Source organism: Janibacter sp. YB324 (assembly GCF_014217915.1).
In the GTDB taxonomy this organism is placed as follows: domain Bacteria; phylum Actinomycetota; class Actinomycetes; order Actinomycetales; family Dermatophilaceae; genus Janibacter; species Janibacter indicus.
Genome location: NZ_CP060120.1, coordinates 1086474 through 1110475, shown reverse-complemented (window position 1 = coordinate 1110475; position 24002 = coordinate 1086474). Strand labels below are relative to the sequence as shown.

20 protein-coding genes and 1 pseudogene are annotated in these 24002 nt (G+C 72.5%); 5 read left to right on the top strand and 16 right to left on the bottom strand.

What is annotated here, in order from left to right:
* Positions 1-49 precede the first annotated feature (49 nt).
* The 12 genes and pseudogenes from H7A72_RS05430 to rimP form a co-directional block, all read right to left on the bottom strand.
* Positions 50-1906 carry a long-chain fatty acid--CoA ligase gene (locus H7A72_RS05430; protein WP_072624218.1) on the bottom strand — a complete coding sequence of 619 codons (1857 nt, stop codon included), beginning with the start codon at positions 1904-1906 and terminating at the stop codon, positions 50-52.
* A 135-nt stretch (positions 1907-2041) separates the two neighbouring features.
* A complete protein-coding gene (locus H7A72_RS05425) occupies positions 2042-2524 on the bottom strand; it encodes a DUF4442 domain-containing protein (protein ID WP_200811105.1) in 483 nt (160 codons plus the stop codon).
* A 10-nt stretch (positions 2525-2534) separates the two neighbouring features.
* A complete protein-coding gene (locus H7A72_RS05420; protein WP_084449550.1) occupies positions 2535-3689 on the bottom strand; it encodes an FtsW/RodA/SpoVE family cell cycle protein in 1155 nt (384 codons plus the stop codon).
* Between the two features lie 8 nt (positions 3690-3697).
* A complete protein-coding gene (locus H7A72_RS05415; protein ID WP_072624216.1) occupies positions 3698-4648 on the bottom strand; it encodes a bifunctional riboflavin kinase/FAD synthetase in 951 nt (316 codons plus the stop codon).
* Positions 4649-4659: 11 nt separating this feature from the next.
* Entirely contained in the window at positions 4660-5580 is a 921-nt protein-coding gene (gene truB, locus H7A72_RS05410) for a tRNA pseudouridine(55) synthase TruB (protein WP_072624215.1), read from the bottom strand.
* Positions 5577-6029 carry a 30S ribosome-binding factor RbfA gene (gene rbfA / locus H7A72_RS05405; protein WP_185221885.1) on the bottom strand — a complete coding sequence of 151 codons (453 nt, stop codon included), beginning with the start codon at positions 6027-6029 and terminating at the stop codon, positions 5577-5579. The genes truB and rbfA overlap by 4 nt, the downstream gene beginning before the upstream one ends.
* 67 nt (positions 6030-6096) lie before the next feature.
* Positions 6097-6519, bottom strand: a complete 423-nt coding sequence (locus H7A72_RS05400) for a DUF4190 domain-containing protein (RefSeq protein WP_185221884.1) — start codon at positions 6517-6519, stop codon at positions 6097-6099.
* A 79-nt stretch (positions 6520-6598) separates the two neighbouring features.
* Complete coding sequence (locus H7A72_RS05395) at positions 6599-7027, bottom strand: DUF4190 domain-containing protein (RefSeq protein WP_072624212.1); 429 nt, start codon at positions 7025-7027, stop codon at positions 6599-6601.
* Between the two features lie 149 nt (positions 7028-7176).
* Positions 7177-9997: pseudogene (gene infB, locus H7A72_RS05390) on the bottom strand (translation initiation factor IF-2).
* Between the two features lie 63 nt (positions 9998-10060).
* Positions 10061-10387, bottom strand: a complete 327-nt coding sequence (locus H7A72_RS05385; protein ID WP_223277891.1) for a YlxR family protein — start codon at positions 10385-10387, stop codon at positions 10061-10063.
* Positions 10388-10467: 80 nt separating this feature from the next.
* Positions 10468-11565 carry a transcription termination factor NusA gene (gene nusA, locus H7A72_RS05380; protein WP_185221882.1) on the bottom strand — a complete coding sequence of 366 codons (1098 nt, stop codon included), beginning with the start codon at positions 11563-11565 and terminating at the stop codon, positions 10468-10470.
* Position 11566: 1 nt separating this feature from the next.
* Positions 11567-12139 (bottom strand): ribosome maturation factor RimP, encoded by a 573-nt coding sequence (gene rimP / locus H7A72_RS05375; protein WP_185221881.1) that lies wholly within the window; start codon positions 12137-12139, stop codon positions 11567-11569.
* Between the two features lie 85 nt (positions 12140-12224).
* Between rimP and H7A72_RS05370 the strand changes: the two genes are divergently transcribed.
* Together H7A72_RS05370 and H7A72_RS05365 are read left to right on the top strand one after the other, a co-directional pair.
* Positions 12225-13076 carry a hypothetical protein gene (locus H7A72_RS05370; protein WP_185221880.1) on the top strand — a complete coding sequence of 284 codons (852 nt, stop codon included), beginning with the start codon at positions 12225-12227 and terminating at the stop codon, positions 13074-13076.
* Positions 13073-13975 (top strand): aminoglycoside phosphotransferase family protein, encoded by a 903-nt coding sequence (locus H7A72_RS05365; RefSeq protein ID WP_185221879.1) that lies wholly within the window; start codon positions 13073-13075, stop codon positions 13973-13975. Before H7A72_RS05370 ends, H7A72_RS05365 begins: the two co-directional genes overlap by 4 nt.
* A gap of 97 nt (positions 13976-14072) precedes the next feature.
* On the opposite strand, the gene H7A72_RS05360 is transcribed toward H7A72_RS05365, so the two are convergent.
* Positions 14073-14993, bottom strand: coding sequence for a type IV toxin-antitoxin system AbiEi family antitoxin domain-containing protein (locus tag H7A72_RS05360; protein ID WP_185221878.1), 921 nt, complete (start codon positions 14991-14993; stop codon positions 14073-14075).
* Between the two features lie 181 nt (positions 14994-15174).
* Here H7A72_RS05360 and H7A72_RS05355 point away from each other — a divergent pair, with 181 nt between their 5' ends.
* Complete coding sequence (locus tag H7A72_RS05355) at positions 15175-15573, top strand: hypothetical protein (protein WP_185221877.1); 399 nt, start codon at positions 15175-15177, stop codon at positions 15571-15573.
* On the opposite strand, the gene H7A72_RS05350 is transcribed toward H7A72_RS05355, so the two are convergent.
* On the bottom strand, positions 15570-16175 hold the full coding sequence (locus H7A72_RS05350; protein ID WP_185221876.1) for a histidine phosphatase family protein: 606 nt from the start codon (positions 16173-16175) through the stop codon (positions 15570-15572). The genes H7A72_RS05355 and H7A72_RS05350 overlap by 4 nt on opposite strands.
* Before the next feature lie 38 nt (positions 16176-16213).
* On the opposite strand from H7A72_RS05350, the gene H7A72_RS05345 reads away from it, so the two are divergent.
* Both H7A72_RS05345 and cobF read left to right on the top strand, forming a co-directional pair.
* The gene (locus H7A72_RS05345; RefSeq protein ID WP_185221875.1) at positions 16214-17719 is read left to right on the top strand and encodes a cobyric acid synthase; all 1506 of its coding nucleotides are present in this window, start codon (positions 16214-16216) and stop codon (positions 17717-17719) included.
* Positions 17716-18522, top strand: a complete 807-nt coding sequence (cobF, locus tag H7A72_RS05340; protein ID WP_185221874.1) for a precorrin-6A synthase (deacetylating) — start codon at positions 17716-17718, stop codon at positions 18520-18522. The genes H7A72_RS05345 and cobF overlap by 4 nt, the downstream gene beginning before the upstream one ends.
* Positions 18523-18534: 12 nt before the next feature.
* Here the strand turns inward: cobF and bluB are convergent, their stop codons facing one another.
* Entirely contained in the window at positions 18535-20310 is a 1776-nt protein-coding gene (bluB, locus tag H7A72_RS05335) for a 5,6-dimethylbenzimidazole synthase (protein WP_223277789.1), read from the bottom strand.
* Positions 20303-24001, bottom strand: coding sequence for a cobaltochelatase subunit CobN (gene cobN, locus H7A72_RS05330; protein WP_185221873.1), 3699 nt, complete (start codon positions 23999-24001; stop codon positions 20303-20305). Before cobN ends, bluB begins: the two co-directional genes overlap by 8 nt.
* Position 24002 lies beyond the last annotated feature (1 nt).

Sequence of the window (24002 nt, the reverse complement as noted above, 5' to 3'; positions counted from 1 at the left end):
GGTGCGCGGCTGTCCCAAACGCCGCGGCACCGGACCTCCCTTCGGCCGGTCAGCTCGGGTACATCTCCTCGATGTCGCCCTTGAACTTGTCGGCGACGACCTTGCGCCGCAGCTTCAGGCTCGGTGTCAGCTCGCCGTCCTCGACCGTCAGGTCGCGACCGAGGATGTGGAAGCGCTTGATCTGCTCGTGGCGGTTGAGCCCGGCGTTGAGCTCGTCGACGTAGGACTGGACCATCTCACGGGCCTGCATCGACGAGACGATCTCGGTGTAGCTGGCATCGGCCAGGCCGTTGGCCTCGGCCCACGGCTTGATGGCCTCCTCGTCGAGGGTGATGAGCGCCGTGACGAACTGCCGATTTTCCCCATGGACGAGCAGCTGGCCGACGTAGGGGCACAGCCCCTTGAAGGTCGACTCGATCTGCGACGGCGCGACGTACTTGCCGTTGCTCGTCTTGAAGAGGTCCTTCTTGCGGTCGGTGATCTTGACGAAGCCGTCGCCGTCGATCTCCCCGATGTCACCGGTGTGGAACCACCCGTCCTCGGTGAGCACCTCGGCGGTCGCCTCGGGGTTGTTGTGGTAGCCCTCCATGACGTGCTCGCCGCGGACGAGGATCTCGCCGTCCTCGGCGACCTTGATCTCCGTCTGGACGTTGGGCCAGCCGACGGTGCCGACGCGGAGGGCGTAGGGCCGGTTGACCGTGGCCGCGGCGGAGGTCTCGGTGAGGCCGTAGCCCTCGAGGATCGGCAGGCCGGCACCGTTGAACCAGTGGGCGATGTCGGTGTTGAGCGCCGCGGATCCGGAGATGAAGAAGCGCACCCGGCCACCGAATCGGTCACGCACCTTGGCAAAGACGAGCTTGTCGGCGATCTTGTGGCGGACCCCGAGCAGGGCGCCGGGCTTGCGCCCGTCGGAGAGCGCCTGAGAGTACTGGCGGGCGGTCTCGGCGGCGAAGTCGAAGATCTTGGCCTTGGCGCCGCCCTCCTCCTGCATGCCGAGGCTCAGCTTGCCGTAGACCTTTTCGAAGATGCGGGGCGCCGCGGCCATGAAGGTCGGACGGACCTCGCCGAGGTTGTCCACGATCTTGTCGATGCGCCCGTCGACGGCGGTCTGCATGCCGACGTCGGTGCTGATGAGCAGCAGCACCTTGGCGAAGACGTGCGAGAGCGGCAGCCACAGGTAGTGCACGTCGTCCTCGGCGAGCATGCCCGTCGCCCGGATCGCCGCGCCCTGGTAGGTCCACGTCGCGTGCCGCAGCCGCACCCCCTTGGGGCGGCCGGTCGTGCCCGAGGTGTAGATGATCGTCGCGAGCGACGTGGGGCCGGTGCCGTCGATGCGGGTGTCGACGACCCCCGGCTCGGAGGCGAGCAGCGCGGCGCCGCGGGCCTCGAGGTCCTCGAAGGAGATGACCCAGTCGTCGAGGTCGACGCCCTCGGTGTCGACCACGACGACCGTGCTCACGCCGGGGATCGCGTCGCGCACCTCGCGCAGCTTGTCGACCTGCTCGGCGTCCTCGGCGATGATCACCGTGGACCCGGAGTTGTCGACGATGAAGGCGACGTCGTCGCTGATCGACGTCGGGTAGATCGTCGTGGTGGCCGCACCGGCCGCCATGATCGCGTAGTCGGCGAGGACCCACTCGATGCGGGTGCTCGACGCCAGGGAGACGCGGTCCTCCGGCTGGACCCCGAGGTCGACGAGGCCGGCGGCAAGCGCCCACACCCGCTCCCCGAGCTGGGCCCACGTCAGCTCGCCCCAGGCGATGCCCGAGGGGAACGAGTAGGCGATGTTGTCTGGGCTCTTGGCGATGCGGTCACGGAGCAGGTGACCGACCGAGGGAGCACGGTTGTCGAAGACGCTTGCGTCGAAGACCTCGTCGGACGCGCGCGAGGGGCTGGGGTCTGGCACGAGAAGTCCACTCCTTCGTGGGCTGCGGGTGGTGCGCGCATCGTCTCCCGAAAGCGCCCTCCCTGTCACCGGTCAGACCGCAGCGTGACCGTTTGGTGACCAAAGGCTGGCAGTCGGCCCCGCGGCGCCGCGGGCTCAGGCCCGCTTGCGCCGCACGTAGAGCTGCTTGCGGTAGCGCGCCACGAGGGTTCCATCGGCCGCGACGACGTCGTTGTCGCACCAGACCAGGTGCTTCGACCCGTCGGCCGTCGCGGCCCGGATCCCGTCGAGCAGCTCGTCGGTGATCCGGATGCTCGTGCGCACGTCGGTGCGCCCGGGGCTGACGAAGTCGATCTCGCCGGCCTTGTCCCAGACGATGTAGTCCTCGCCGAGGCAGCGCAGCGCCCCGAGCATCCACCACGGGTCGCACATCGCGAAGAGCGAGCCGCCGAACTGGGTCCCGACGTAGTTGCGGCTCCACGGACGCATCCGCAGCGAGACGTCGAACTCCCGGAAGTCGGGCGAGATGCGGTCGACGTGGACGCTCGCCGCGAGGAAGGGCGGCCACAGGTTGAGCCCACGGCGCAGGGCCGTGGCGCCGAGGTCCTTGGACAGGGTCTGGAAGGTCGGGATCTGCACGGCGCCATCGTCACCGACGCGGGCGCACCGGTCCACGACCTGTGGCGGACCTCTCCTCCCGGGTCACGGCGACGACCAGCCCCACCGCGGCCCAGCAGGCGAACATCGAGGACCCGCCGTAGGAGAGGAAGGGCAGCGGCAGGCCGGTCACCGGCAGCAGGCCGAGGTTCATCCCGAGGTTCTCGACGGACTGCACCGCGAACCAGCTCGCGACCGCCCAGCACACCAGTCGCACGAAGGGGTCGTCGCTCCGGGTCCCGGCCAGGGCGATGCGCGCCACGACGAGCCCGAGCAGGCACACCACAAAGGCCGCGCCGACGAAGCCGAGCTCCTCCCCCGCCACCGAGAAGACGAAGTCGGTCTCCTGGAAGGGGATCGCCCCCGAGCTGGTGAGGTCGCCCGCGTGCAGCCCCTGACCGCCCCAGCCACCGTCGGCGATCGCCCGGCGCACCTGCTGGGTCTGGTAGCCGATGCCCAGGGGGTCGGCGCTCGGGTCGAGGAAGGCCGTGAGCCGGTCGCGCTGGTAGGCGCTGAGCAGCGGCGTCGTGAAGGCCGCGACCACGGCGGCGACGCCGGCGAGCAGCACCCCGGCGAGCCATGGCCACGATGCCCCGGAGACGACAAGCACCCCGAGGGCGAGCGCGACGAGGACCAGGGCCGAGCCCAGGTCGGGCTGGGCCATGACGAGGAGCACGGGCACGGCGGTGACCAGCCCGGCGAGCAGGATCTCGCGGGGTCGCGGCCGGTCCCGACGCTCGGCGGCGGGGGCGAGCAGCATCGGCAGGGCGACGCACAGCCCCACCTTGGCCATCTCGCTGGGTTGGATCGAGAAGCCGCCCGGCACCTGGATCCACGACCGGGAGCCGTTGATCTCGGAGCCGAGCGGGGTGAGGACGAGGACCAGCCCGACGACCCCGGCGAGGTAGACGAAGGGGGCGAGTGCCCGCAGCGCTGCCCGGTCCAGCCGGACGACAGCCAGGGCGATGAGCAGGCCGATGACGAGGTTGAGCAGGTGCCGCACGAGATAGGCGGACCCGGCGTCGGCGCGGGTCGCCGAGTGGACGAGCACCGCCCCGAGGCCCGAGGCGATGAGCGCCGCCGCGAGCAGGACGAGGTCGGAGCGCAGCAGCTGCCGCGCGAAGCCCCGCCGACCGTGCCCCGGCACCGTGGGGGTCAGCGCTCGAGCAGGTCGCGGGTGCGCTCGACGTCGCGCGCCATGGCCACGAGCAGCTCGTCGATCGAGTCGAAGCGCAGCGTCGGGCGCACGTGCCCGACGAAGTCGACGGCCACCCGCTCGCCGTAGAGGTCGAGGTCGGTGCGGTCGAGGACGTAGGACTCGACGACGCGGACCTGCCCGTCGAAGGTCGGGTTGGTCCCGACCGAGATCGCGGCGGGCAGACGTCGCTCGGGGTCGCCCTCGGGCAGGTCGAGGCGCACCAGCCAGCCCGCATAGACGCCGTCGGCCGGGACGAGGCCGAGGCTGTCGGCGCCGAGGTTGGCCGTCGGGTAGCCGAGCTCGCGCCCCCGGTGGTGACCGTGGACGACGGTGCCGACGACGCGGTGCGGCCGCCCGAGGATCAAGGACGCTTCGGCGACCTCGCCGGCGGCGAGATGGGTGCGCACGGCCGAGGAGGACCAGCGCTCGGTCTCGCCCTGGTCCTCGATGACGACGACGTCGAAGCCGTGCTCCTCGCCGAGGCTGCGCAGCAGGTCGACGTCACCGGTGTAGCCCGCGCCGAAACCACGGGTGTCGGCCCCGACGACGAGGGCCTGGGCCTGCAGCCCGGTGACGAAGGTGTCGACGACGTAGTCGACGGCGCTCGTCTGCGCGAACTCGGTGGTGAAGGGCAGGGAGAGCAGACCCGCGATCCCGGCCTGCTCGAGCAGCTCGTCACGCAGCGGGCCGGGCGAGATGATCTCGGGCGCCCGCTCGGGGTGCATGACCTCGACCGGGTGCGGGTCGAAGGTCACCGCGACGGCCGGCAGGTCACGCTCGCGGCCCTGCCGGGTCAGCTCGTCGAGGATCGCGCGGTGGCCGCGGTGCACCCCGTCGAAGTTGCCGAAGGTCGCCACGCACGGCCGCAGCTGCGGCGGGGTGTCGCTCGGGGATGTCCAGTGCTGCACGAGAGGACACTCTACGAACTGGCGGGGGCGAAGACGACGTGGGCTCGGGCACGGGCCCGACTCTCGTCGAGCACCGCGACCAGCTCGCCGGTCGGCGACAGGGCCGCGACGGGCTCGACCCGGCCCGGCTCGGCGCTGGCGATGCGCTGCCCGTAGCCCAGGGCGCGGGCCTCGTCGTCGGTGAGCGCCCGAGTCGTCAGGGCCGCCGCGGCCGCCTTCTCGAGCGGCGTGATGGGCAGCACCGCGTCGTCGCCGCCGCTCTCGCGCAGGGCGGTGAGCTCGTCGAGGGTGTGGGCGTGCTCGAGCGTCAGGCCACCCACCCTTGTGCGGCGCAGCGCGGTGAGGTGACCCCGGCTGCCGAGGTCGGCGCCGAGGTCGCGGGCGAGGGCCCGCACGTAGGTGCCCGAGGAGACCTCGACGACCACGTCGACGTCGAGCACCGGGTGGCCGTCGGCCTCGGTCGGGCGCACGTCGAGCACGTCGAAGCGCGAGACGGTCACCGCACGTGCGGGCAGGTCGACCTCCTCCCCCGCGCGGACGCGGTGGTAGGAGCGCTGGCCCTTGATCTTGATCGCGCTCACCGCACTGGGCACCTGCTCGATGTCGCCGGTGAGCCGGGTGACGGCCGCGTCGATCGCAGCCCGGTCGATGCCGGCCACCTCGCCGAGGTCAGTGATCTCCCCTTCGGCGTCGTCGGTGATCGTCGCCTGCCCGAGCCGAATCGTCGCGGTGTAGGTCTTGTCCGCGCCGACGAGGAAGGTGAGCAGCTTGGTCCCCCGCCCGACGCCGAGGACGAGGACGCCCGTGGCCATCGGGTCGAGGGTGCCGGCGTGGCCGACCTTCTTGGTCCGGTAGAGCCGGCGGCCGCGGGCGACGACGTCGTGGCTGGTCCAGCCAGCCGGCTTGTCGACGACGACCAGGCCCTCGCTCACGCCTCGGTCGAAGGGGAGGTCCCCTCGCCCTCGTCGGTGGTCCGGTAGGGGTCGGCGTCGCCGGCGGGCTGGGCGCCGGTGCGGGAGCGGGCCAGGTCCTCGTCGCGCTCGCGCGCCGAGCGCAGCAGGTCGTCGATGTGCGATGCGCTCTCGGGCAGGGCGTCGGGGATCAGCTCGAGCGTCGGCGTGAGGCGGATGCCCAGCTGCTTGCCGACGAAGGAGCGCAGCTTGCCACGGTTGGCCTCGAGGACCTCGGCGCTGCGCTCGCGCTGCGCATCGTCGCCGAAGACGGTGTAGAAGACCGAGGCGTGCTGGAGGTCACCGGTCACCCGCACGTCGGTGATCGTCACGAACCCCAGGTCGGGGTCCTTGACGACCTGCTGCAGGTTGGCCGCGATGAGCTCCTGGATGCGGTCGGCGATCTTGCGGGCGCGGGCCGGGTCGGCCATGGCACACCTCCGTGAGGGGCTTGGGGTGGGGACACCCCTACGGTATGCGACCCGGCCCGCGGTCGGCTCAGTACTCGTTGTAGACGGCGTTGGCGAAGCCGAAGACGAGCGAGAGCACGGTGAGCAGCAGCCCGACGACACCCAGGACGATCCCGGCGATGAGGAAGGGCTTGGCGTCGCTGTCGGGCTCGCGCTTGAGCTGGCTCAGCCCGGCGATCCCCGTGCCGACGGCGGCCACGGCGGGGATCCAGCCGATGAACCAGCAGCAGCAGGCGAAGGGGACGCCGACGGCCCCGGCGATGACCGAGATGATGCCGAGCGTGCGGGCATTGCCGGTGCGCCCGGGCGGGCCGCCCTGCGGGTAGGGCATCGGCGGGGGCGGGCCGACCGGCGGCTGACCCGGGGGCTGGCCGCCCGCGGCACCGCGGTAGGGGTCGTTGGGGTCCGGCGGGAGGGTGCCGTAGCCGGGCGGAGGGGGAGGCATGCTCATGGTGAAGTCCTGTGTCGTGGCGTGAGACGAGAGCCCCCGGTGCGTCGGCACCGGGGGCCCTCACCTGTGAGATCGAGCCTCAGTTGGTGTAGACGTCGAGCGAGCCGGTGGCGATGAGCACCGGCCACATGATCACACCGAGCACGACACCGACGATGCCGAGGATGAGACCGATCTGCGCCTTCTTGTGGCTGTCGGCGCTACCCGGTGCCTTCTTGCCCAGGATGCCCAGGATGATCGCGGCGATCGAGAAGACGAACCAGGTGCAGCACAGCAGGCCGATGCCGCCGGTGACGAGGGAGATGATCGCCATCGTCTTGGCCTTGTCCTCACCGCCCTGGGGGAAGCCACCGGGAGCCGGCGGCGGAGCCTGGGGCGGCTGGCCGGGGGCCGAGCCGTAGTCGGGCGCCGAGCCCTGACCGGGCATGGAGCCCGCGCCGGTGTTGCTCGCGGACGGGTCGTAGGGCTGGTTGCCCCCGCCACCGGGCGGAGGAGGTGGCGTCGTCATGTCGCTCCCCTGAGTGTCGAGTACGTGGACGGGACCACCCTAGTCGGACGGCAACCCTGCGCAGCGCTTGCGACACGGGGAGAACTCCCCATCGGGACACGACGACGGCGCCGCCCCCAGAGGGGACGGCGCCGTCGGCACGGGAGCGCTCAGTCGCGCGGCTTCTCGCGCATCTCGTACGTGGTGATGAGGTCGCCCTCCTGCACGTCGTTGAAGCTGCCGAGGTTGATACCCGCACTCGAAGCCCTCACGGACCTCGGTGACGTCGTCCTTGAAACGACGCAGGCCGGTGAGCTCGAGGCCCTCGGTGAGCACCACGCCGTTGCGGGTGATGCGCGCCTTGGAACCGCGCTTGATCTCGCCGCTGCGCACGATCGAACCGGCGATGTTGCCGAACTTGCTCGAACGGAAGACCTCACGGATCTCCGCCGTGCCGAGCTCGACCTCCTCGTACTCCGGCTTGAGCATGCCCTTGAGCGCCTGCTCGATCTCCTCGATGGCCTGGTAGATCACGCCGTAGTAGCGGATCTCCACGCCCTCGCGCTCGGCGACCTCGGCGTTCTGGCCCTCGGCGCGGACGTTGAAGCCGATGATGATCGCGTCCGAGGCCATGGCGAGGTTGATGTTGTTGAGCGTGATCGCGCCGACGCCGCGGTCGATGATCCGCAGGTCGACGTCGTCGCCGACGTCGATCTGCAGCAGGGCGTCCTCCAGGGCCTCGACCGAACCCGACACGTCACCCTTGAGGATGAGGTTGAGGGTGTCGATCTTGCCCGCGGCGATGACCTGGTCGAGGTCCTCGAGGCTGATCCGCTTGCGCGCCTTGGCCAGGCTGGCCTGACGGTCGGCGGCCTCACGCTTCTCGGCGATCTGGCGCGCGGTCCGGTCGTCGGGGGCGACGACGAAGGTGTCGCCGGCCCGCGGGACCGAGGAGAGACCGAGCACCTGGACCGGACGGGACGGGCCCGCCTCGTCGACCTGGTTGCCGTGCTCGTCGAGCATGGCGCGCACACGACCGAAGGCCGAGCCGGTGACGATCGCGTCACCGACGTGCAGCGTGCCGGACTGGACGAGGACGGTCGCCGTGGCACCGCGACCCTTGTCGAGGTTGGCCTCGATCGCGACACCACGGGCGTCGCGATCGGGGTTGGCCCGCAGGTCGAGCGCCGCGTCGGCGGTGAGGAGCACCGCGTCGAGCAGGCTGTCGATGTTCTGACCCTGCTTGGCGGAGACGTCGACGAACATCGTGTCGCCGCCGTACTCCTCGGCCACGAGGTTGTACTCGGTGAGCTGGCCGCGGATCTTCGCCGGGTCGGCGCCCTCGACGTCGATCTTGTTGACCGCGACGACGATCGGGACGTCCGCCGCCTGGGCGTGGTTGAGCGCCTCGATCGTCTGCGGCATGACGCCGTCGTCGGCCGCGACCACGAGGATCGCGATGTCGGTGACCTTGGCACCACGGGCACGCATGGCCGTGAAGGCCTCGTGACCCGGGGTGTCGATGAAGGTCAGCGCGCGCTCGTTGCCGTCGTGCTCGGCGTGGATCTGGTAGGCACCGATGTGCTGGGTGATGCCACCGGTCTCGCCGGAGCCGACGTCGGCGTTGCGGATCGCGTCGAGCAGACGCGTCTTGCCGTGGTCGACGTGACCCATGACGGTGACGACCGGCGGGCGGGCCGCCAGGTCCTCCTCGTCCTCGGCGTCGACCCCGATCTCGAGGTTGATGTCGAAGGAGTCAAAGAGCTCGCGCTCCTCCTCCTCGGGCGAGACGATCTGGATGTCGTAGCCGAGCTCGGCGCCGAGGAGCTGGAAGGTCTCCTCGTCGAGCGACTGCGTGGCCGTGGCCATCTCACCGAGGTTGAACAGCACGGTGACCAGGGACGCGGGGTTGGCGTTGATCTTGTCCGCGAAGTCGGTCATCGAGGCGCCCTGACGCACGCGCACCACGGTCGAGCCGTCGCCACGGGGGACGATGACGCCGCCGATCGACGGCGCCTGCATCTGCTCGAACTCGGCCCGCTTGGCGCGCTTGCTCTTGCGCTGCTTGCGCTTGCCGCCACCGCGACCGAAGGCACCCTGGGTGCCGCCACGACCGCCGGGGCCACCGCGGTAGCCACCGCCACCGGGACCGCCACCGGGACGGGCACCGGGGCCGCCACCGGGACGACCACGACCGCCACCGGGGCCACCACGGCCACCGGGACGCTCACCCGGCCGCGGGACGGCCGAGCTCGACGGCATCATGCCGGGCGAGGGACGGGCGCCACCGGGACGGGGACCGGCCGGGCGCGGACCGCCCTGACCGCCGCCCGCGGCAGCCGGACGCTGACCGGCGCCACCGGGGCGCGGGCCACCGGGACGCTGGCCGGGGCGCGGCATGCCCTGACTGGACGCAAAGGGGTTGTTGCCGGGGCGGGCGCCGCCGGAGCCACCCCCTTCGCCACGACGGGTCCCCATGCCCTGGCTGGAGGCGAAGGGGTTGTTGCCCGGACGCGGGCCACCGCCGCGCGCGGCGGGCTTGGCCGGGGCCGGCTTGGGGCCGGGCGTCGGGGGCTTGGGGCCGGGCGTCGCGGACGCGGCCGGCGCTGCGGGTGCCTCAGGAGCCGCCGGGGCCTCAGCGGCCGCAGGGGCCTCGGGGGCAGGGGTCGGCTCGGGTGCTGCCGGCGCCTCGGGCGCGGCAGGGGTCGGCTTGGGGCCGGGCGTCGGCGCGGCCTTGGGGCCGGGCGTCGGCGCGGCGGGCTGCTCGGCTGCCGGCGGCTTGGGGCCGGGCTTGGCGGCCGGCTTGGCCGCCGCCTTCTTCGCCTTGGGGTCGGCGGCGGGCGGGTTGTCCTTGACCCGACGCACGACCGGCGCCTCGATCGTCGAGCTCGCCGACTTCACGAACTCCCCCATGTCGCCCAGGTGGGCGAGGAGGGCCTTGCTGGAAACCCCGAGCTCCTTGGCGAGCTCGTGGACACGGACCTTGGCCACGTTTCTCCTTCTCTGGTCCGTACCTGAGAGAAGGCGCGGACCGTCGTCAGTTGAGGTGAATGCTCATTGCTGAGTACTCATCGGGTGCTCATCAGCGTCAAACCCGCTCTCGGTTGCTGTACGTACGGATTGCGACTGCGCCATCTGCTCGATCCAGGCACGAAGGGCGTCGGTCGCCTCGACCGGGCGTCGGAACGCTCGAGAGAGGGCCCGCCGCCGGACGGCAAGGTCCAGACAGGCGATGTCGGCGTGGAGCCATGCCCCACGACCCGGCACACGCCGCCGAGGATCGGGGACGGCCGTGGCGATGCCTCGGTCGTCTGTCTCCACGACGATGCGCAGCAGAGTCGACCGGCTATCCCGTCCGCGACACCCGATGCAGGTCCTCATCGGACCCGAGACGGGTGGGTCGGACTGGAGTCCAGTCCGGTCGATCCCCATCAGTCTAGCCCCTGTGCCGTCTGACCTCGTCACCCCTCCGGCTGACCGGGGACGGCGACGCCCCCGCTGGAGTCCGGAGCGGTGTCGGGTCGGATGTCGATGCGCCAGCCGGTGAGCTTGGCCGCGAGACGGGCATTCTGCCCCTCCTTGCCGATGGCCAGGGACAGCTGGTAGTCGGGCACGACGACGCGGGCCGAGCGCAGCTTCGGGTCGACGACCGTCACCGACTCGACCTTGGCGGGCGAGAGCGCGGCGGCGATGAAGCGCTGCGGGTCGTCGGACCAGTCGACGATGTCGATCTTCTCGCCCTGCAGGTGGGTCATCACCGCCCGCACCCGGGCACCCATGGCCCCGATGCAGGCGCCCTTGGCGTTGAGGCCCGGCACCTTGGAGTGCACGGCGATCTTCGTGCGGTGACCGGCCTCGCGGGCGAGCGCCGAGATCTCGACCGAGCCGTCGGCGATCTCGGGGACCTCCATGGCGAAGATCTTGCGGACGAGGTTGGGGTGGGTGCGCGAGAGGGTGATCTCGGGACCGCGCAGGCCCCGCTTGACCGAGACGACGTAGACGCGGATCCGGTCGCCGTGGTTGTAGACCTCGCCGGGCACCTGCTCGGAGGAGGGCAGCACCCCCTCGACCGTGCCGAAGTCCACGAGGACGTTGCGGGGATTGGAGCTTTGCTGGATGACGCCGGCGACGATGTCGCCCTCGCGGCCGCGGAAGTCGCCGAGGATCGCCTCGTCCTCGAGGTCACGCATGCGCTGCGTGATGACCTGGCGCGCGGTCGCCGCGGCGACGCGGCCGAAGTTGTCGGGGGTGTCGTCGAACTCCGGACCCAGCTCGCGGCGCGTGCGGGTGCGCATGAGGGGGGCGCCCTCCTCGTCGACGGGAGGCTCCTCCCCTTCGCCCGCCTCGACCGGGACCTGCTCCTCGACGACGTGCTCCTCACGGGCCCACACGACGACGTGGCCGTCCTTGCGACCGAGCTCGGCCCGGGCGTTCTTGTAGGCCCCCTCGGTGCGGTGGTAGGCCCCGAGCAGCGCCGCCTCGATCGCGTCGACGAGCACGTCGAAGGGGATCTCGCGCTCGCGCTCGAGCGCCTTGAGGGCGTGGATGTCGATGTCCATGTCAGTCCTCCGTCTCGCCGGGGGCCGGCGTGGTGTCGGGTCGCGTGAACTCCACCTGGGCGACGCCCTTGGAGATCTCGGCGAAGGGGATGTGCTGGGTGTGCGGGGCGGACCGTTTGGTGCCCTTGACGTGCAGGTCGACCCCATCGGCGGTCGTCGCGAGGACCCGGCCGGTGACCTGGGTGCCGTCGCCCTTCGCTCCCTGAGGTGCGAGGCCGTCCGCGGCCGAGCCTCGAAGGGTCACCTCCACGAGGCGACCGACGGCGCGGCGGAAGTGGACGGGCTCGGTGAGCGGTCGGTCGGTGCCCGGGGTGCTCACCTCGAGGGTGTACGGCTGGCTGCCCATGACGTCGCTGGCGTCGAGCGCGTCGCTGACGAGCCGGGTCGCGTCGGCGATCTCGTCGAGCGTCAGCGGCTCGACGGGGGTGTCACCGACGGGGTCGGCGACCGGCCGCTCGACGGTGATCCGCGCGACGCGGCGCTTGCCGGCTGGCGTGACGGCCACTGCGGCCACGGTGAAGTCGTCACCCAACGCGTCGGACACCTGCTCGAGGATGTCCTGGTCCGAACCCATGGGAAGCCTTCCGTGTGGAGTTGCCGTGCTGGCGGCACACTCTAGTCATGATCGGCGCCGAGCGCGGCGTGCGAAGATCGACCACGTGCCCGAACGACCCAGCCGCCGACTCATGCTCACCGGCGCCCTCGCCGTCGCGACGACGGCGCTCACCGGGTGCGGGGTCCGGCTCGAGGACGACGCGCCGGACCTCCCCTTCGTCCCGCGGCGGGAGCCGATCCCCGCGGAGCAGGCGCTGCTCGCGGTCCTCGGGGCCCTCGAGGCCGGGGGCGAGGAGCACGCGACGCAGCGCGCCGACCTGCTGCGCGAGGCCCTCGTCGAGGCCCAGGTACCCGAGAGCGTCATCGCCGACGCGAGCGCGCCGGCGAGCGACGCGGAGACGGCGGCGGCCTTCGAGGCGGCGGTGCGGGAGTGCGGCGCCGGCATGCTCGGGCTCGTCGGCCGGCTCACCGCGACCCACCGCATCACCAGCCCGCTCGGCGACAAGCCACGGCTGTGGACCACTCCCCCGGCCGAGGCCTGGACCGCCGGCAAGATCGCCGCCGACGCCCTCGAGGCGACCCGGGCGACGATGTACGCCCTCGACCTCATCGCGGCCCGCTCCTCCACGACCGTGTCCAAGGCCGTGCGGGACACGGGCACGGAGCTCGAGGGGCTGGCCGTGCGCCAGACCACGGCCGCCGGCAAGCACGTCGGCAGCGCCACTCTCGGCTACGAGCGGCCCGACGACCTGCGCGGCAGCAAGGCGATGGAGTGGGGCACCGAGTCCTTCGGCAAGCTCCTGGTCGCCTACGGCGCCTGCTTCGACGGGCTCGCCGACGACCGCGACGCCGCCCTCGAGACGGTCACGTGGATGGTGACGGCCGAGCGCCTGTCCCGACCGCGCTTCGCCCAGCCGGTCCCCGTGCTCTACGGGGACACGACCGCGACCGGATGAGGGTCGAGGACGCCGCGGCCCTCGTGCCGGCGGACTTCGCGGCGCGCGTCGCGGGCTTCGCTGCCGAAGGGGGTCCCGCCGGCGGTGACTGGGTCGCCGCCCTCCCCCACCTCGTCGCCGAGGTCCTCGCCGAGTGGGAGCTGACGGTCGACGGCGACGCGATGACCGGCCACCGCTCGCTCGTGCTGCCCGTGCGCCGGCCCGACGGCCGGGCCGTGCTCAAGCTCGGCTGGCCGCACCGCGAGTCCGACGGGGAGCACCTGGCGCTGCGGGCGTGGGACGGACGTGGCGCCGCACGGCTGCTGCGGGCCGACCCGCGTCGGTCGGTGCTGCTGCTCGAGCGGCTGACGAGCGAGGACCTCACCGAGCAGTGGGACGAGGAGGCCGTCGCGGTCGTCGCCGGGCTGTACTCCGACCTGCACGTCGAGCCGCTGCCGCAGCTGCCGGCACTCGTGCCGTGGGTCGGGGAGATCCTCGACCGGCCGGCCGCCCGGCGGGTGCCGCGGCGATACGTCGAGCAGGCGCGGTCCTCCCTTCGCTCGCTCGGGACCGAGGAGTCTGCTGCGCGATTGCTTCATGGGGACCTGCACTACGGCAACGTCCTGTCCGACGGCACCGACTGGGTGGCGATCGACCCCAAGCCGCTCGTCGGCCACCCCGCGTGGGAGGTCGCTCCCCTGCTCACCAACCGGTGGGCGGAGATGGGCACCGGCCCGTCGCTGCGCTGGTCGGTGCGGCGCCGGGTCGAGGTCGTGTGCGATGTCACGGGGCTCGACGAGGACCTCGTGCGGGCGGTCAGTGCGCTGCGGGCCATGGTGGGTGCGATCTGGGGTGTCGAGGACGGTGACGCCGAGGCCGTCTCGCGAGCGGTGACGCTCGTCAAGGCGCTGGGCGACTGAGGGGTCCGGCGGGGTCACTCGACAGCGTTGGCGTCACCTGTCGGCGTCGACGCCACCTGGTTGCCCGGAGAAGGGGGACCACGTGGCACCAACGCCGTCAGGCTGCCCGGGCCAGCCCACGCTGGATCTTGGCGCGCACGACCGTGAGGTCGTCCAGATCTGCCCACGTCAGTCGGACGACGACATATCCCAGCGCCCGGAGACGGTCCTCCCTCATCTTCTCGTCCCACAGGTCCTGCGCCTTCTCGTACTTCTTGCGACCGTCGACCTCGATGACGAGCTTCATGTCCTCGTAGAGGAAGTCGACCCGCGCCACGAACTCACCGGCGTCGTCGAAGATCTCCACCTGGAGCGTCGGCATCCGCAAGCCCAGCGTCCGCAGTGCCCATCGCGTGCGGGACTCCGCACCTGACTCCGCGCGGCCGTCCACGAGGGCGAGCATCTTGGCGGGCTCACGCGACCACCGCCACGGTCGAAGGGCGACCATCGCCGCGTCGAGGTCGGCGCGGGTCATCACCTCTCGGTGCAGAGCGTGGTCGGCGCTCACGAGGCCAGCCTCCCCTCCGAAGTGGCTGGCGACCTGGACGCAGGCCACGGCCGGGGTGACGGTCAGCAGACCCCGATGGACCGATGTGAGGGACTCATCGAGAGGCCGGTGGCTCGCCAGACCCGTGTCCGTGCGCCCACGCCCCGACCCGATGCGGGCGACGTGCACGCGGTCGTCGACCCCGTGGACGTCGATACCGCGCACCGCCAAGGCGCTGTGGTGGGTGAGGGCCAGCGGCGGCTCGTCGCCGAGGGTGCGGACCACGGCTCGGGCGCGCAGGTCATGGCGATCCCACGGCTTGGTCTCCCGCCATCGCTCGCCCTCGACGAGCGCATTGCGGCGGACCCGCACCAGGTCGCCCGCACCGATGGCCCGCTCGACATCGCGACGACTCGCCCCGCGCCGGTGCAGATCGGCGCTGCTGGCGGTGCCACGACCCGCGTCGAGCGCGGCCCGGATGATCGGATGCATGCCCACATCGTGACCGGGATCGTGGTGGGGGCCGCGGAGTTCTCCACAGCCCGGCGGCCCCGACAGGCCCGGCCCGAGCCTGTCGGCGTTGGTGTCACCTGGTTGTCCCTCTCCGGGCAACCAGGTGACATCAACGCTGCCCGGTGACATCAACGCTGCCCGGTGACATCAACGCTGCCCGGTGACCGAGCGGGTCGACAACATGCTGGTGCACGAGCGGCCCGAGGTGCACGTCGTCGGCGAGAGCCTCGGGGCGACGGCGGGGCAGGCGGTCTCCAGCGGCTCGGGAGCCGAGCGCCCGCGATCGGTGTGCTCGGTGCTGTGGACGGGAACACCCGGCGGGCACCGCGTCGGGCTGCCGCACGAGGTCCCGGTCGCCAACCTCGACGACCCGGTCGTCCTCGCGTCGCTGCGCGACGTCGTCGTGCCGCCCGACGGGGACCGGCGATGGCTGCCCGTCGTGAGCGCCGTGCACAGCGCGGCCGACGTCGTCGGGTCGCTCGAGGTGCCCGACGGCAGCGGTCACCGCTACGGCCCGGAGCAGGCCGATCGGCTCGCGACGTACTCGTCGACGAGCTAGTCGACGACGTCGTGGGTCGTCACGGAGCCGGGGGTGATCGGCTCGTCCCAGTCGATGTCGCGGTGCGAGCGCGACCTCAGCCAGGCCAGTGCCGCGCGGATCGTGTGCTCGTGGCTCACGACGACGAGGTGGTCGGGCTGCTCGATGAGGGCCGGGGCGAACCAGTCGCCGACCCGATCGAAGACCTCCTGCATCGACTCGCCGCCCTCACCCCAGCGGACCTCGCTGATGTGCTGCCCCTCGGGCACGGGCACCGCGCTCAGCGCGTCGGTGCGCTCGCCCTCGAGGTGGCCGAGCGCCTGCTCGCGCAGGCCGGGCTCGTTGCGCACCGAGGCGCTCCAGCCCATGGGGCGCAAGGCGACCGAGATGATCTCTGCGGTCTGCAGCGCCCGCATGAGGTCGCTGCTCCACAGCGACAGGGAGTGCTCGCGGCGCGGCGGGCCGATCCGGGCCGCGAGGGCCATGCCGGCGCGCGCCGCGTCAGCCCGCCCGGTGTCGGTGAGCATGGCCTGGTTGGGCCCCCGATGGGCACCCTGGACCAGCCCGTCACGGTTCCACGTCGACTGCCCGTGACGGATGAGGTGCACGTGCGTCGGACTCACGGGCCTCACGCTAGTGGCCAACCGTAGAGTGTCGGTCCGTGAGCGGACTCCTGATCACCGGCACCTCGTCCGACGCGGGCAAGTCCCTCGTCGTGACCGGGCTGTGCCGGGCCCTCGCGCGACGGGGACTGTCGGTCGCGCCCTACAAGGCGCAGAACATGTCCAACCACTCGATGGTCTGCCACGACGGCTCCGAGATCGGTCGCGCGCAGTACCTCCAGGCGCAGGCCGCGGGCGTCGAGGCGACCTCGGCGATGAACCCCGTACTCCTCAAGCCCGGCAGCGACCGTCGCGCGCACGTCGTCGTGCGCGGACGGCCCGCCGGCGAGTTGATGGCCGGCGAGTACGCGACCGGTCGGGCGCACCTGTCCCAGGCGGCCTTCGCCGCCTACGAGGAGCTCGCGACCGAGCACGACCTCGTCGTGTGCGAGGGCGCCGGATCCCCCGCCGAGATCAACCTACGCGCCGGCGACTACGTCAACCTCGGTCTGGCGCAAAGGTTTTCGCTGCCGACCGTGCTCGTCGGCGACATCGACCGCGGCGGAGTGCTCGCCGCGCTCTACGGCACCTGGGCGCTCGTGTCCGACGAGGACCGACCGCTGCTCGCGGCCTATGTCATCAACAAGTTCCGCGGCGATGCGTCGGTCCTCGAGCCGGGGCTGGCCGAGATCACCCGCCGCACCGGCATGCCCTCGCTCGGGGTCCTGCCGTGGCTGCAGGAGGTGTGGCTCGACTCCGAGGACTCCCTGTCGATGGGTGCCTGGGGCGACGCCGAGGACGGCGTGCCCGCCGACCGCCGGCTGGCGGTCGCGGTGGTGCGCCTGCCCCGCACCTCCAACGGCACCGACGTCGACGCGTTGGCCGCCGAGCCGGGTGTCGACGTGCGGGTGACGGTCGATGCCGATGCGGTGCGCGAGGCCGACCTCGTCGTCCTGCCCGGATCCCGAGCGACGACCTCGGACCTCGCGTGGCTGCGGCGCACCGGCCTCGCCGACGTCGTCCTCGAGCGGGCCGCGCGCGGTGCGCCGGTGCTCGGCATCTGCGGCGGCTACCAGATGCTCCTCGACGAGATCGTCGACGACGGGGTCGAAGGCGGTGTCCTGAGGTGCGACGAAGGAGCCACGAAGGGGGGCGAGACCACCTCTGCCGCACGCGTCCCGGGCCTTGGCCTGCTGCCCGGTCGGGTCGTCTTCCACGAGGACAAGGTGCTCGCCCGCCCGAGCGGGAGCTGGCGCGGGCACGGCGTCGAGGGCTACGAGATCCACCACGGCGTCGTCGCGCCGAGCGGCGGCGAGGACTTCCCCGGCGGTCACGCGGTCGGAGCGGTCCGCGGGTCGATCTGGCACGGGACGCTGGAGTGCGACGCCTACCGTCGCGCCCTGCTCGACGACGTGGCCGCGACGACCGGGGCGCGGTGGTCCGCGGCCCCCGGGGCGACCCCCTTCGCCGCTCGTCGTGAAGGGATGATCGACATCCTCGCCGACGCCCTGGAGACGCACGTCGACGTCGACGCCGTCATCGCCATCGCAAAGGAAGGCCGTTGAGCACCAAGGCCCCTCGCCGCATCCACCTCATCGGCATCGGGGCCGGCTCACCCGAGCACGTGACCGCCGAGGCGGCCGCAGCGCTGGCCGAGGTCGACGTCTTCCTCGTCGCCGACAAGGGTGGGGTCAAGGACGAGCTCGTCGCCGTGCGCCGCGCGATCTGCGACCGGTTCATCCCCGCCGACCACGCCTACGAGTTCGTCACCGTGCCGGACCCGAAGCGCGGGCCCGACGCCGACCGCGACTCCGCGGAGTACGCGCAGGGGGTGCGTGACTGGCACGCCGCCCGCACCGACGCCTACGTGCGGATCATCGACGAGCTGCCCGCCGACGCGGTGGTGGGCTTCCTCGTGTGGGGTGATCCCGCCTTCTACGACAGCACGATCCGGGTCGTCGACGCGATCGGCGAGCGGATCCCGACGCGGGTGCGGGTCATCCCGGGCATCTCGGCCTTCCAGACCCTGGCGGCCGCGCACGGCGTCGTGCTGCACCGCGTCGGCGAACCGGTGCACATCACGACCGGTCGCCGGCTCGTCGAGGAGTGGCGCGCGGCGAAGGCCGCCGACCTGACGCTCGGGACGGTCGTCGTCATGCTCGACGGGCACCTGCACTGCCGCGAGCTCGCCGCGACCCACCCCGACACGGTGATCCACTGGGGCGCCTACGTCGGCATGCCGCAGCAGGAGCTGCGCGCCGGGCGCCTCGCCGACGTCATCGACGAGATCGTGCAGCTGCGCGCCGATCTGCGCGAGGAGCACGGCTGGGTCATGGACGTCTATGCACTCACCTCTGCATTGCCGTAGGGCAATGCAGGGTCAGCGGGTGCGGGCGGCGACGCGGCGCACGGCGAGGCCCTGCAGCACCATCGAGGCCGCGAGGCAGGCGCCGACGCCCTCGCCGGAGCGCAGCCGCAGGTCGAGCAGCGGCTCGAGGCCCAGCTCGCGCAGCACGAGCGCGTGGGCCCGCTCGCGGCTGACCTGCCCGGCGAGCAGGTAGGCCTGAGCGGCCGGCTCGAGGCGCGCGGCGATGACGCCGGGCAACGACGCGGCGAGACCGTCGAGCACGACGGGTGCACCCGCAGCCGCGGCCCCGAGCGTCACGCCGGTGAGCAGGGCGATCTCGGGTCCACCGACCATCGCGAGGAGGCGAAGGGGGTCCCGCTCACCCTGCGTACGCGCCACCGCAGCGGCCACGACCTCCCGCTTGCGGGCGACCATGTCGGCGTCGGAGCCGGAGCCCAGGCCGACGGCGTCCTGAGGCTCGAGGTCGAGGAGGGCACAGGCGAGGGCCGCGGCGACGGTCGTGTTGCCGACGCCGACCTCGCCCAGGCAGACCAGACCGGAGGCCGCGGCCTCGGTGCCGATCTCGCGCCCGGCGGCGACGAGGGCGGCGGCGTCGGCGAGCGTCATGGCATCCGTGGACGCGAGGTCGCCCCGCTCCCCCGCTGGTCGGACTCCGTGCGCACCCGGGACCGCCTGGGCCACACCGGCGTCCACCCCGACGACGGCCAGTCCGGCTCCCTTCGCCGTGGCGGCACCGAGCGAGGTGCCGGCGACGGTCGCGGCGAGCACGTCGTGGGTGGTCGCTGCGGGGAAGGCGCTGACGCCGAGGCCCGTGACCGGGTGGTCCGCGCCGGCGAGGACGAGGGTGCCGCCGGTGACGTCCTGGGCACCGACGGCGAGCACGCGGTTGAGTGCGCGGTCGAGGACGCCGAGCGACTCGGGGGGCGAGAGCAGCTCGTCGGCGGCGTCGGTCGCGCCGACGAGCCGGGCCGGCTCGGGCCCGCGCAGGTGCGAAACCGGCTGCTGGGGCGCGCCCTCGTCGGCCGGCCAGCGCTCCCGCAGGACGACCTGCTCGAGCGGGGTCTTCTTCGACCAGGCGGCGCGCTCCAGGCCCGGCGACGGCGGGCGCTCGTCGGGCCAGCCGAGACAGAGCCAGCCGAGCGTGACGACGCCCTCGGGCAGGCCGAGCAGGTCGGCGAGCTCGTCGGGGTCGAAGAGCGTCACCCACCCCATGCCCAGGCCGTGGGCGCGGGCGGTGAGCCACATGTTCTCGATCGCGGTCGCGCACGACCAGAGGTCGGCGTCGGGGAAGGTCGCCCGGCCGAGCACGCCCGTCGCCGGGGTGCGCCGGTCGCAGGCGACGACGACGCCGACGGGCGCCTCGCGCAGGCCCTCGAGCTTGAGGTCGAGCATGCGCGCCGCCCGCTCCGAGGCGAGGTGCGCGGCCTGGTCGACCCGCGCCCTGTCGGCCATCGCGGCGGCCCGGTCACGGGTCCGCGGGTCGGTGACGACGATGAAGCGCCAGGGCTGGGAGTGGCCGACGCTCGGCGCCCGGTGCCCCGCCTCGAGAACGGCCGTGATCAGATCCTCCGGCACGGCGTCCGGCCGGTAGCGCCGGATGTCACGACGCCCCGCGACGACCGCGGCGAGGGCCTCGGTGACCGCCGCGCCCATCGCCCACCCGGAGGGGTCCTCGCGGCGCTGCGCCGCGCTGCTCGTGTCACCGATCGTCGGGACCGGGCGGGCGTACCTGAGGCCTTCGAGGCGCCCACGCGGCGCGTGGGACCCACTACGTCGCTCCTCAGGCACCGGAGGCTCCGTCGTCCTCGAGGTCGCCCTCGATGTCGAGGTAGACCTGCTGCATCGCCCGGACGACCTCGGGGTCGGGCTCCTCCCACAGGCCGCGGTCGGCGGCCTCGGTGAGCTTCTCGACGATGCCGCGCAGCGCCCACGGGTTGGCCCGGCGCATGAACTCCTGGTTGGTCTCGTCGAGGACGTAGTCCTGCGCGATCCGGTCGTACATCCAGTCGTGCACGACGCCGGCCGTCGCATCGAAGCCGAAGAGGTAGTCGACGGTCGCCGCGAGCTCGAAGGCGCCCTTGTAGCCGTGGCGCTGCATCGCCGAGATCCAGCGCGGGTTGACCACGCGCGAGCGGAAGACGCGGTTGGTCTCCTCCTGCAGCGTGCGGGTGCGCACCGCGTCGGGCGAGGTCGAGTCGCCGACGTAGGCCTTGGGCTCGCTGCCGGTGAGCGCTCGGACGGTCGCGACCATGCCGCCGTGGTACTGGAAGTAGTCGTCGCTGTCGAGGATGTCGGACTCGCGGTTGTCGACATTCTTCGCCGCGACCTGGATGCGGCGGTAGGTGCGCTCCATGTCCTCGGCGGCGGGTGCGCCGTCGAGGTCGCGGCCGTAGGCGTAGCCACCCCACGCGGTGTAGACCTGCGCGAGGTCGTCGTCGCTGCGCCAGTTGCCGGACTCGACGACCTGGAGGATGCCCGCGCCGTAGGAGCCGGGCTTGGAGCCGAAGATCCTTGTGCGAGAGCGCCGCTCGTCACCGTGCTCGGCGAGGTCGGCGACCGTGTGGGCGCGCACGTGGTTGTCCTCGGGGGCCTCGTCGAGACCGGCGACGAGCGCGACGGCGTCGTCGATGAGGGCGATGACGTGCGGGAAGGCGTCGCGGAAGAAGCCCGAGATGCGCACGGTGACGTCGATGCGCGGGCGACCGAGCTCGGCGAGCGGGATCGGCTCGAGCCCGGTGACGCGGCGGGACTGCTCATCCCACACCGGGGTCACGCCGAGCAGCGCGAGCACCTCGCCGATGTCGTCGCCGGAGGTGCGCATCGCGCTCGTGCCCCACATCGACAGGCCCACCGAGGTCGGCAGCTCGCCGGTCTCCTCGCGGTAGCGCGCGAGCAGCGAGTCGGCCATCGCCGTGCCGGTCTGGTAGGCCAGCCGCGACGGGATCGCCTTGGGGTCGACGGAGTAGAAGTTGCGCCCCGTGGGCAGGACGTTGACGAGGCCGCGAAGGGGGGACCCGCTCGGCCCCGCGGGGACGTAGCCGCCGTCGAGGGCGTGCAGCACCATCGGCAGCTCGCGCTCGGTCGCGGCGAGCCGCGGCACGACCTGGGTCGCGGCGAACTCGAGCACCCGGGTGACCTCGGCGGCCGCCTCCGGCGCGAGATCGGGCTCGTGGTGCGCGACGAGATCGCCTGCGGCAGAAGCGGACCAGTCCGCGGCGGCGAGGGCCTCGACGAGGTGACGGGCCCTCCCTTCGACCGCATCGGTCTCGGTGGTCGAGGCGTCCTCGGCGAGGCCGAGCGCCGCCCGCAGGCCCGGGACGGACCCGACCTGGCCGGAGAAGACCTGCGCGGCACGCAGGACGGCGAGCACGAGGTTGACCAGCTCCTCGCCCTGCGGCGCCTGGCCGAGGACGTGGAGGCCGTCGCGGATCTGGACGTCCTTGATCTCGCAGAGCCAGCCGTCGACGTGCATGACGAGGTCGTCGAAGCCGTCGGCGTCGTCGAGGTCGACGTCGTCCCCCAGGCCGAGGTCGACGTGCATCTGCGCAGCGTGCAGCAGCTGCCAGATCTCGCCACGCAGGGCCGGCGCCTTGGCCGGGTCCATGACCGAGACGTTGCCGTACTCGTCGAGGAGCTGCTCGAGGCGGGAGATGTCGCCGTAGGACTCGGCGCGGGCCATCGGCGGGACGAGGTGGTCGACGATCGTCGCGTGCGCGCGGCGCTTGGCCTGGGTGCCCTCACCGGGGTCGTTGACGAGGAAGGGGTAGACGAGCGGCAGGTTGCCCAGGGCCGCGTCGGTGCCGCAGGAGGCGGACATCGCGAGGTTTTTGCCCGAGAGCCACTCGAGGTTGCCGTGCTTGCCGACGTGGACGACGGCGTGGGCGCCGAACTCCTCCTCGATCCAGCGATAGGTCGCGAGGTAGTGGTGCGTCGGCGGCAGGTCGGGGTCGTGGTAGATCGCGATCGGGTTTTCGCCGAAGCCACGGGGCGGTTGGACGAGCAGGGCGACATTGCCGCGGACGAGCGCCGCGGTGACGATCTCCTGGTCTCGAGGCTCCTCCGTCGCACCTCGACCCACGTCCCGGACGAAGACCTCGCCGGGCGCCTCGCCCCAGTGCTCGGTCATCGCCTCCCGCAGGTCGGCGGGGAAGGCGTCGAACCACTCCCGGTAGCGCGCGGCCGGGATGCGCACCTGCGCGCCCTCGACCTGCTCCTGGGTGAGCCACTCCTCGTCCTGCCCACCGGCGGCGATGAGCTCGTGGATGAGGGCATTGCCCGACGTCGTGTCGGCGGCCTCGCCCTCGACCGGAGGGAGGGGGTCCATCCCGACGAAGCCGTCGCCGAGGTCATAGCCTGCCTCGCGCATCGCGCGCAGCAGGCGGATCGTCGAGACCGGGGTGTCGAGGCCGACGGCATTGCCCAGGCGGGAGTGCTTCGTCGGGTAGGCCGAGAGGACGACGGCGATCTTGCGCTCGGCGACGGGCGTCGAGCGCAGGCGCGCGTGGTTGACCGCGATGCCGGCGACGCGGGCGGCGCGCTCGGGGTCGGCGACGTAGTGCGGCAGGCCCTCGTCGTCGAACTCCTTGAAGGAGAAGGCGACCGTGATGAGGCGGCCGTCGAACTCGGGGACGGCGACCTGGGTCGCGACGTCGAGCGGGCTCATGCCATCGTCGGACTCCTCCCAGTCGGCGCGGCCCCAGGTGAGGCACAGGCCCTGGAGGATCGGGATGTCGAGGGCGGCGAGCTTTTCCACGTCCCAGGCCTCGTCGTCCTCGCCGGCGCTGGCGGTGGCGGGCTTGGTGCCGCCGGCCGCGAGGACCGTCGTGACGAGCGCGTCGAGGGTGCCGAGGTGCTCGAGCAGACCGTCGGGGGCGTCGCGCAGCGAGGCGGAGTGGATGACGACGCCCTGGCCGCCGGCCGCGTCGATCGCGTCGGCGAGCGCGTGCGCGTAGTCGGTGTTGCCGGCGGCGTACTGGGCCCGGTAGATGAGGACGCCGACGCGGGGACGACGGGTGTCGCTGCCGGAGGTGTCGAGGGCGGCGGGCTCGTCGCGCTCGAGGACGCCCCACTGGGGCAGCGCCTGCGGCGCCTCGAAGCCCTCGCCGGTGAGCAGGAGGGTGTCGCCGAGGAAGGCGTGCAGTTGCGCGAGGTTGGCCGGTCCCCCTTCGGCCAGGTAGCGGTGGGCCTCCGCGGCGGTGCCGGGCGGGACCGTCGACAGCTCCATGAGCGCGGCGTCGGGCTCCTGGGTGCCGCCGAGGACGACGAGCGGGGCGCTGGCCGAGCGCAGGTCGGGGAAGCCCTCCCACAGCCCCTGCGGGGAGCCGAGGTAGCGCACGACGACGATATCGGCACCGGCGACGCGCTCGGCGATCTGCTCGTCGGTGAGGCGGGCCGGGTTGCCGACGACGTAGTCGACGCCAGCGCTGCGCGCGCTCAGCAGGTCGGTGTCGGAGGTGGACAGCAGGGCGACGGTGGTCACG

What these genes read in the sequence shown, in the direction of transcription:
- rimP (WP_185221881.1), bottom strand. Translation starts at nt 12,139, where the DNA reads ATGGGTTCGGACCAGGACATCCTCGAGCAGGTGTCCGACGCGTTGGGT.
- H7A72_RS05385 (WP_223277891.1), bottom strand. Translation starts at nt 10,387, where the DNA reads ATGAGGACCTGCATCGGGTGTCGCGGACGGGATAGCCGGTCGACTCTG.
- H7A72_RS05365 (WP_185221879.1), top strand. Translation starts at nt 13,073, where the DNA reads ATGAGGGTCGAGGACGCCGCGGCCCTCGTGCCGGCGGACTTCGCGGCG.
- rbfA (WP_185221885.1), bottom strand. Translation starts at nt 6,029, where the DNA reads ATGGCCGACCCGGCCCGCGCCCGCAAGATCGCCGACCGCATCCAGGAG.
- H7A72_RS05400 (WP_185221884.1), bottom strand. Translation starts at nt 6,519, where the DNA reads ATGAGCATGCCTCCCCCTCCGCCCGGCTACGGCACCCTCCCGCCGGAC.
- H7A72_RS05360 (WP_185221878.1), bottom strand. Translation starts at nt 14,993, where the DNA reads ATGCATCCGATCATCCGGGCCGCGCTCGACGCGGGTCGTGGCACCGCC.
- nusA (WP_185221882.1), bottom strand. Translation starts at nt 11,565, where the DNA reads ATGGACATCGACATCCACGCCCTCAAGGCGCTCGAGCGCGAGCGCGAG.
- H7A72_RS05395 (WP_072624212.1), bottom strand. Translation starts at nt 7,027, where the DNA reads ATGACGACGCCACCTCCTCCGCCCGGTGGCGGGGGCAACCAGCCCTAC.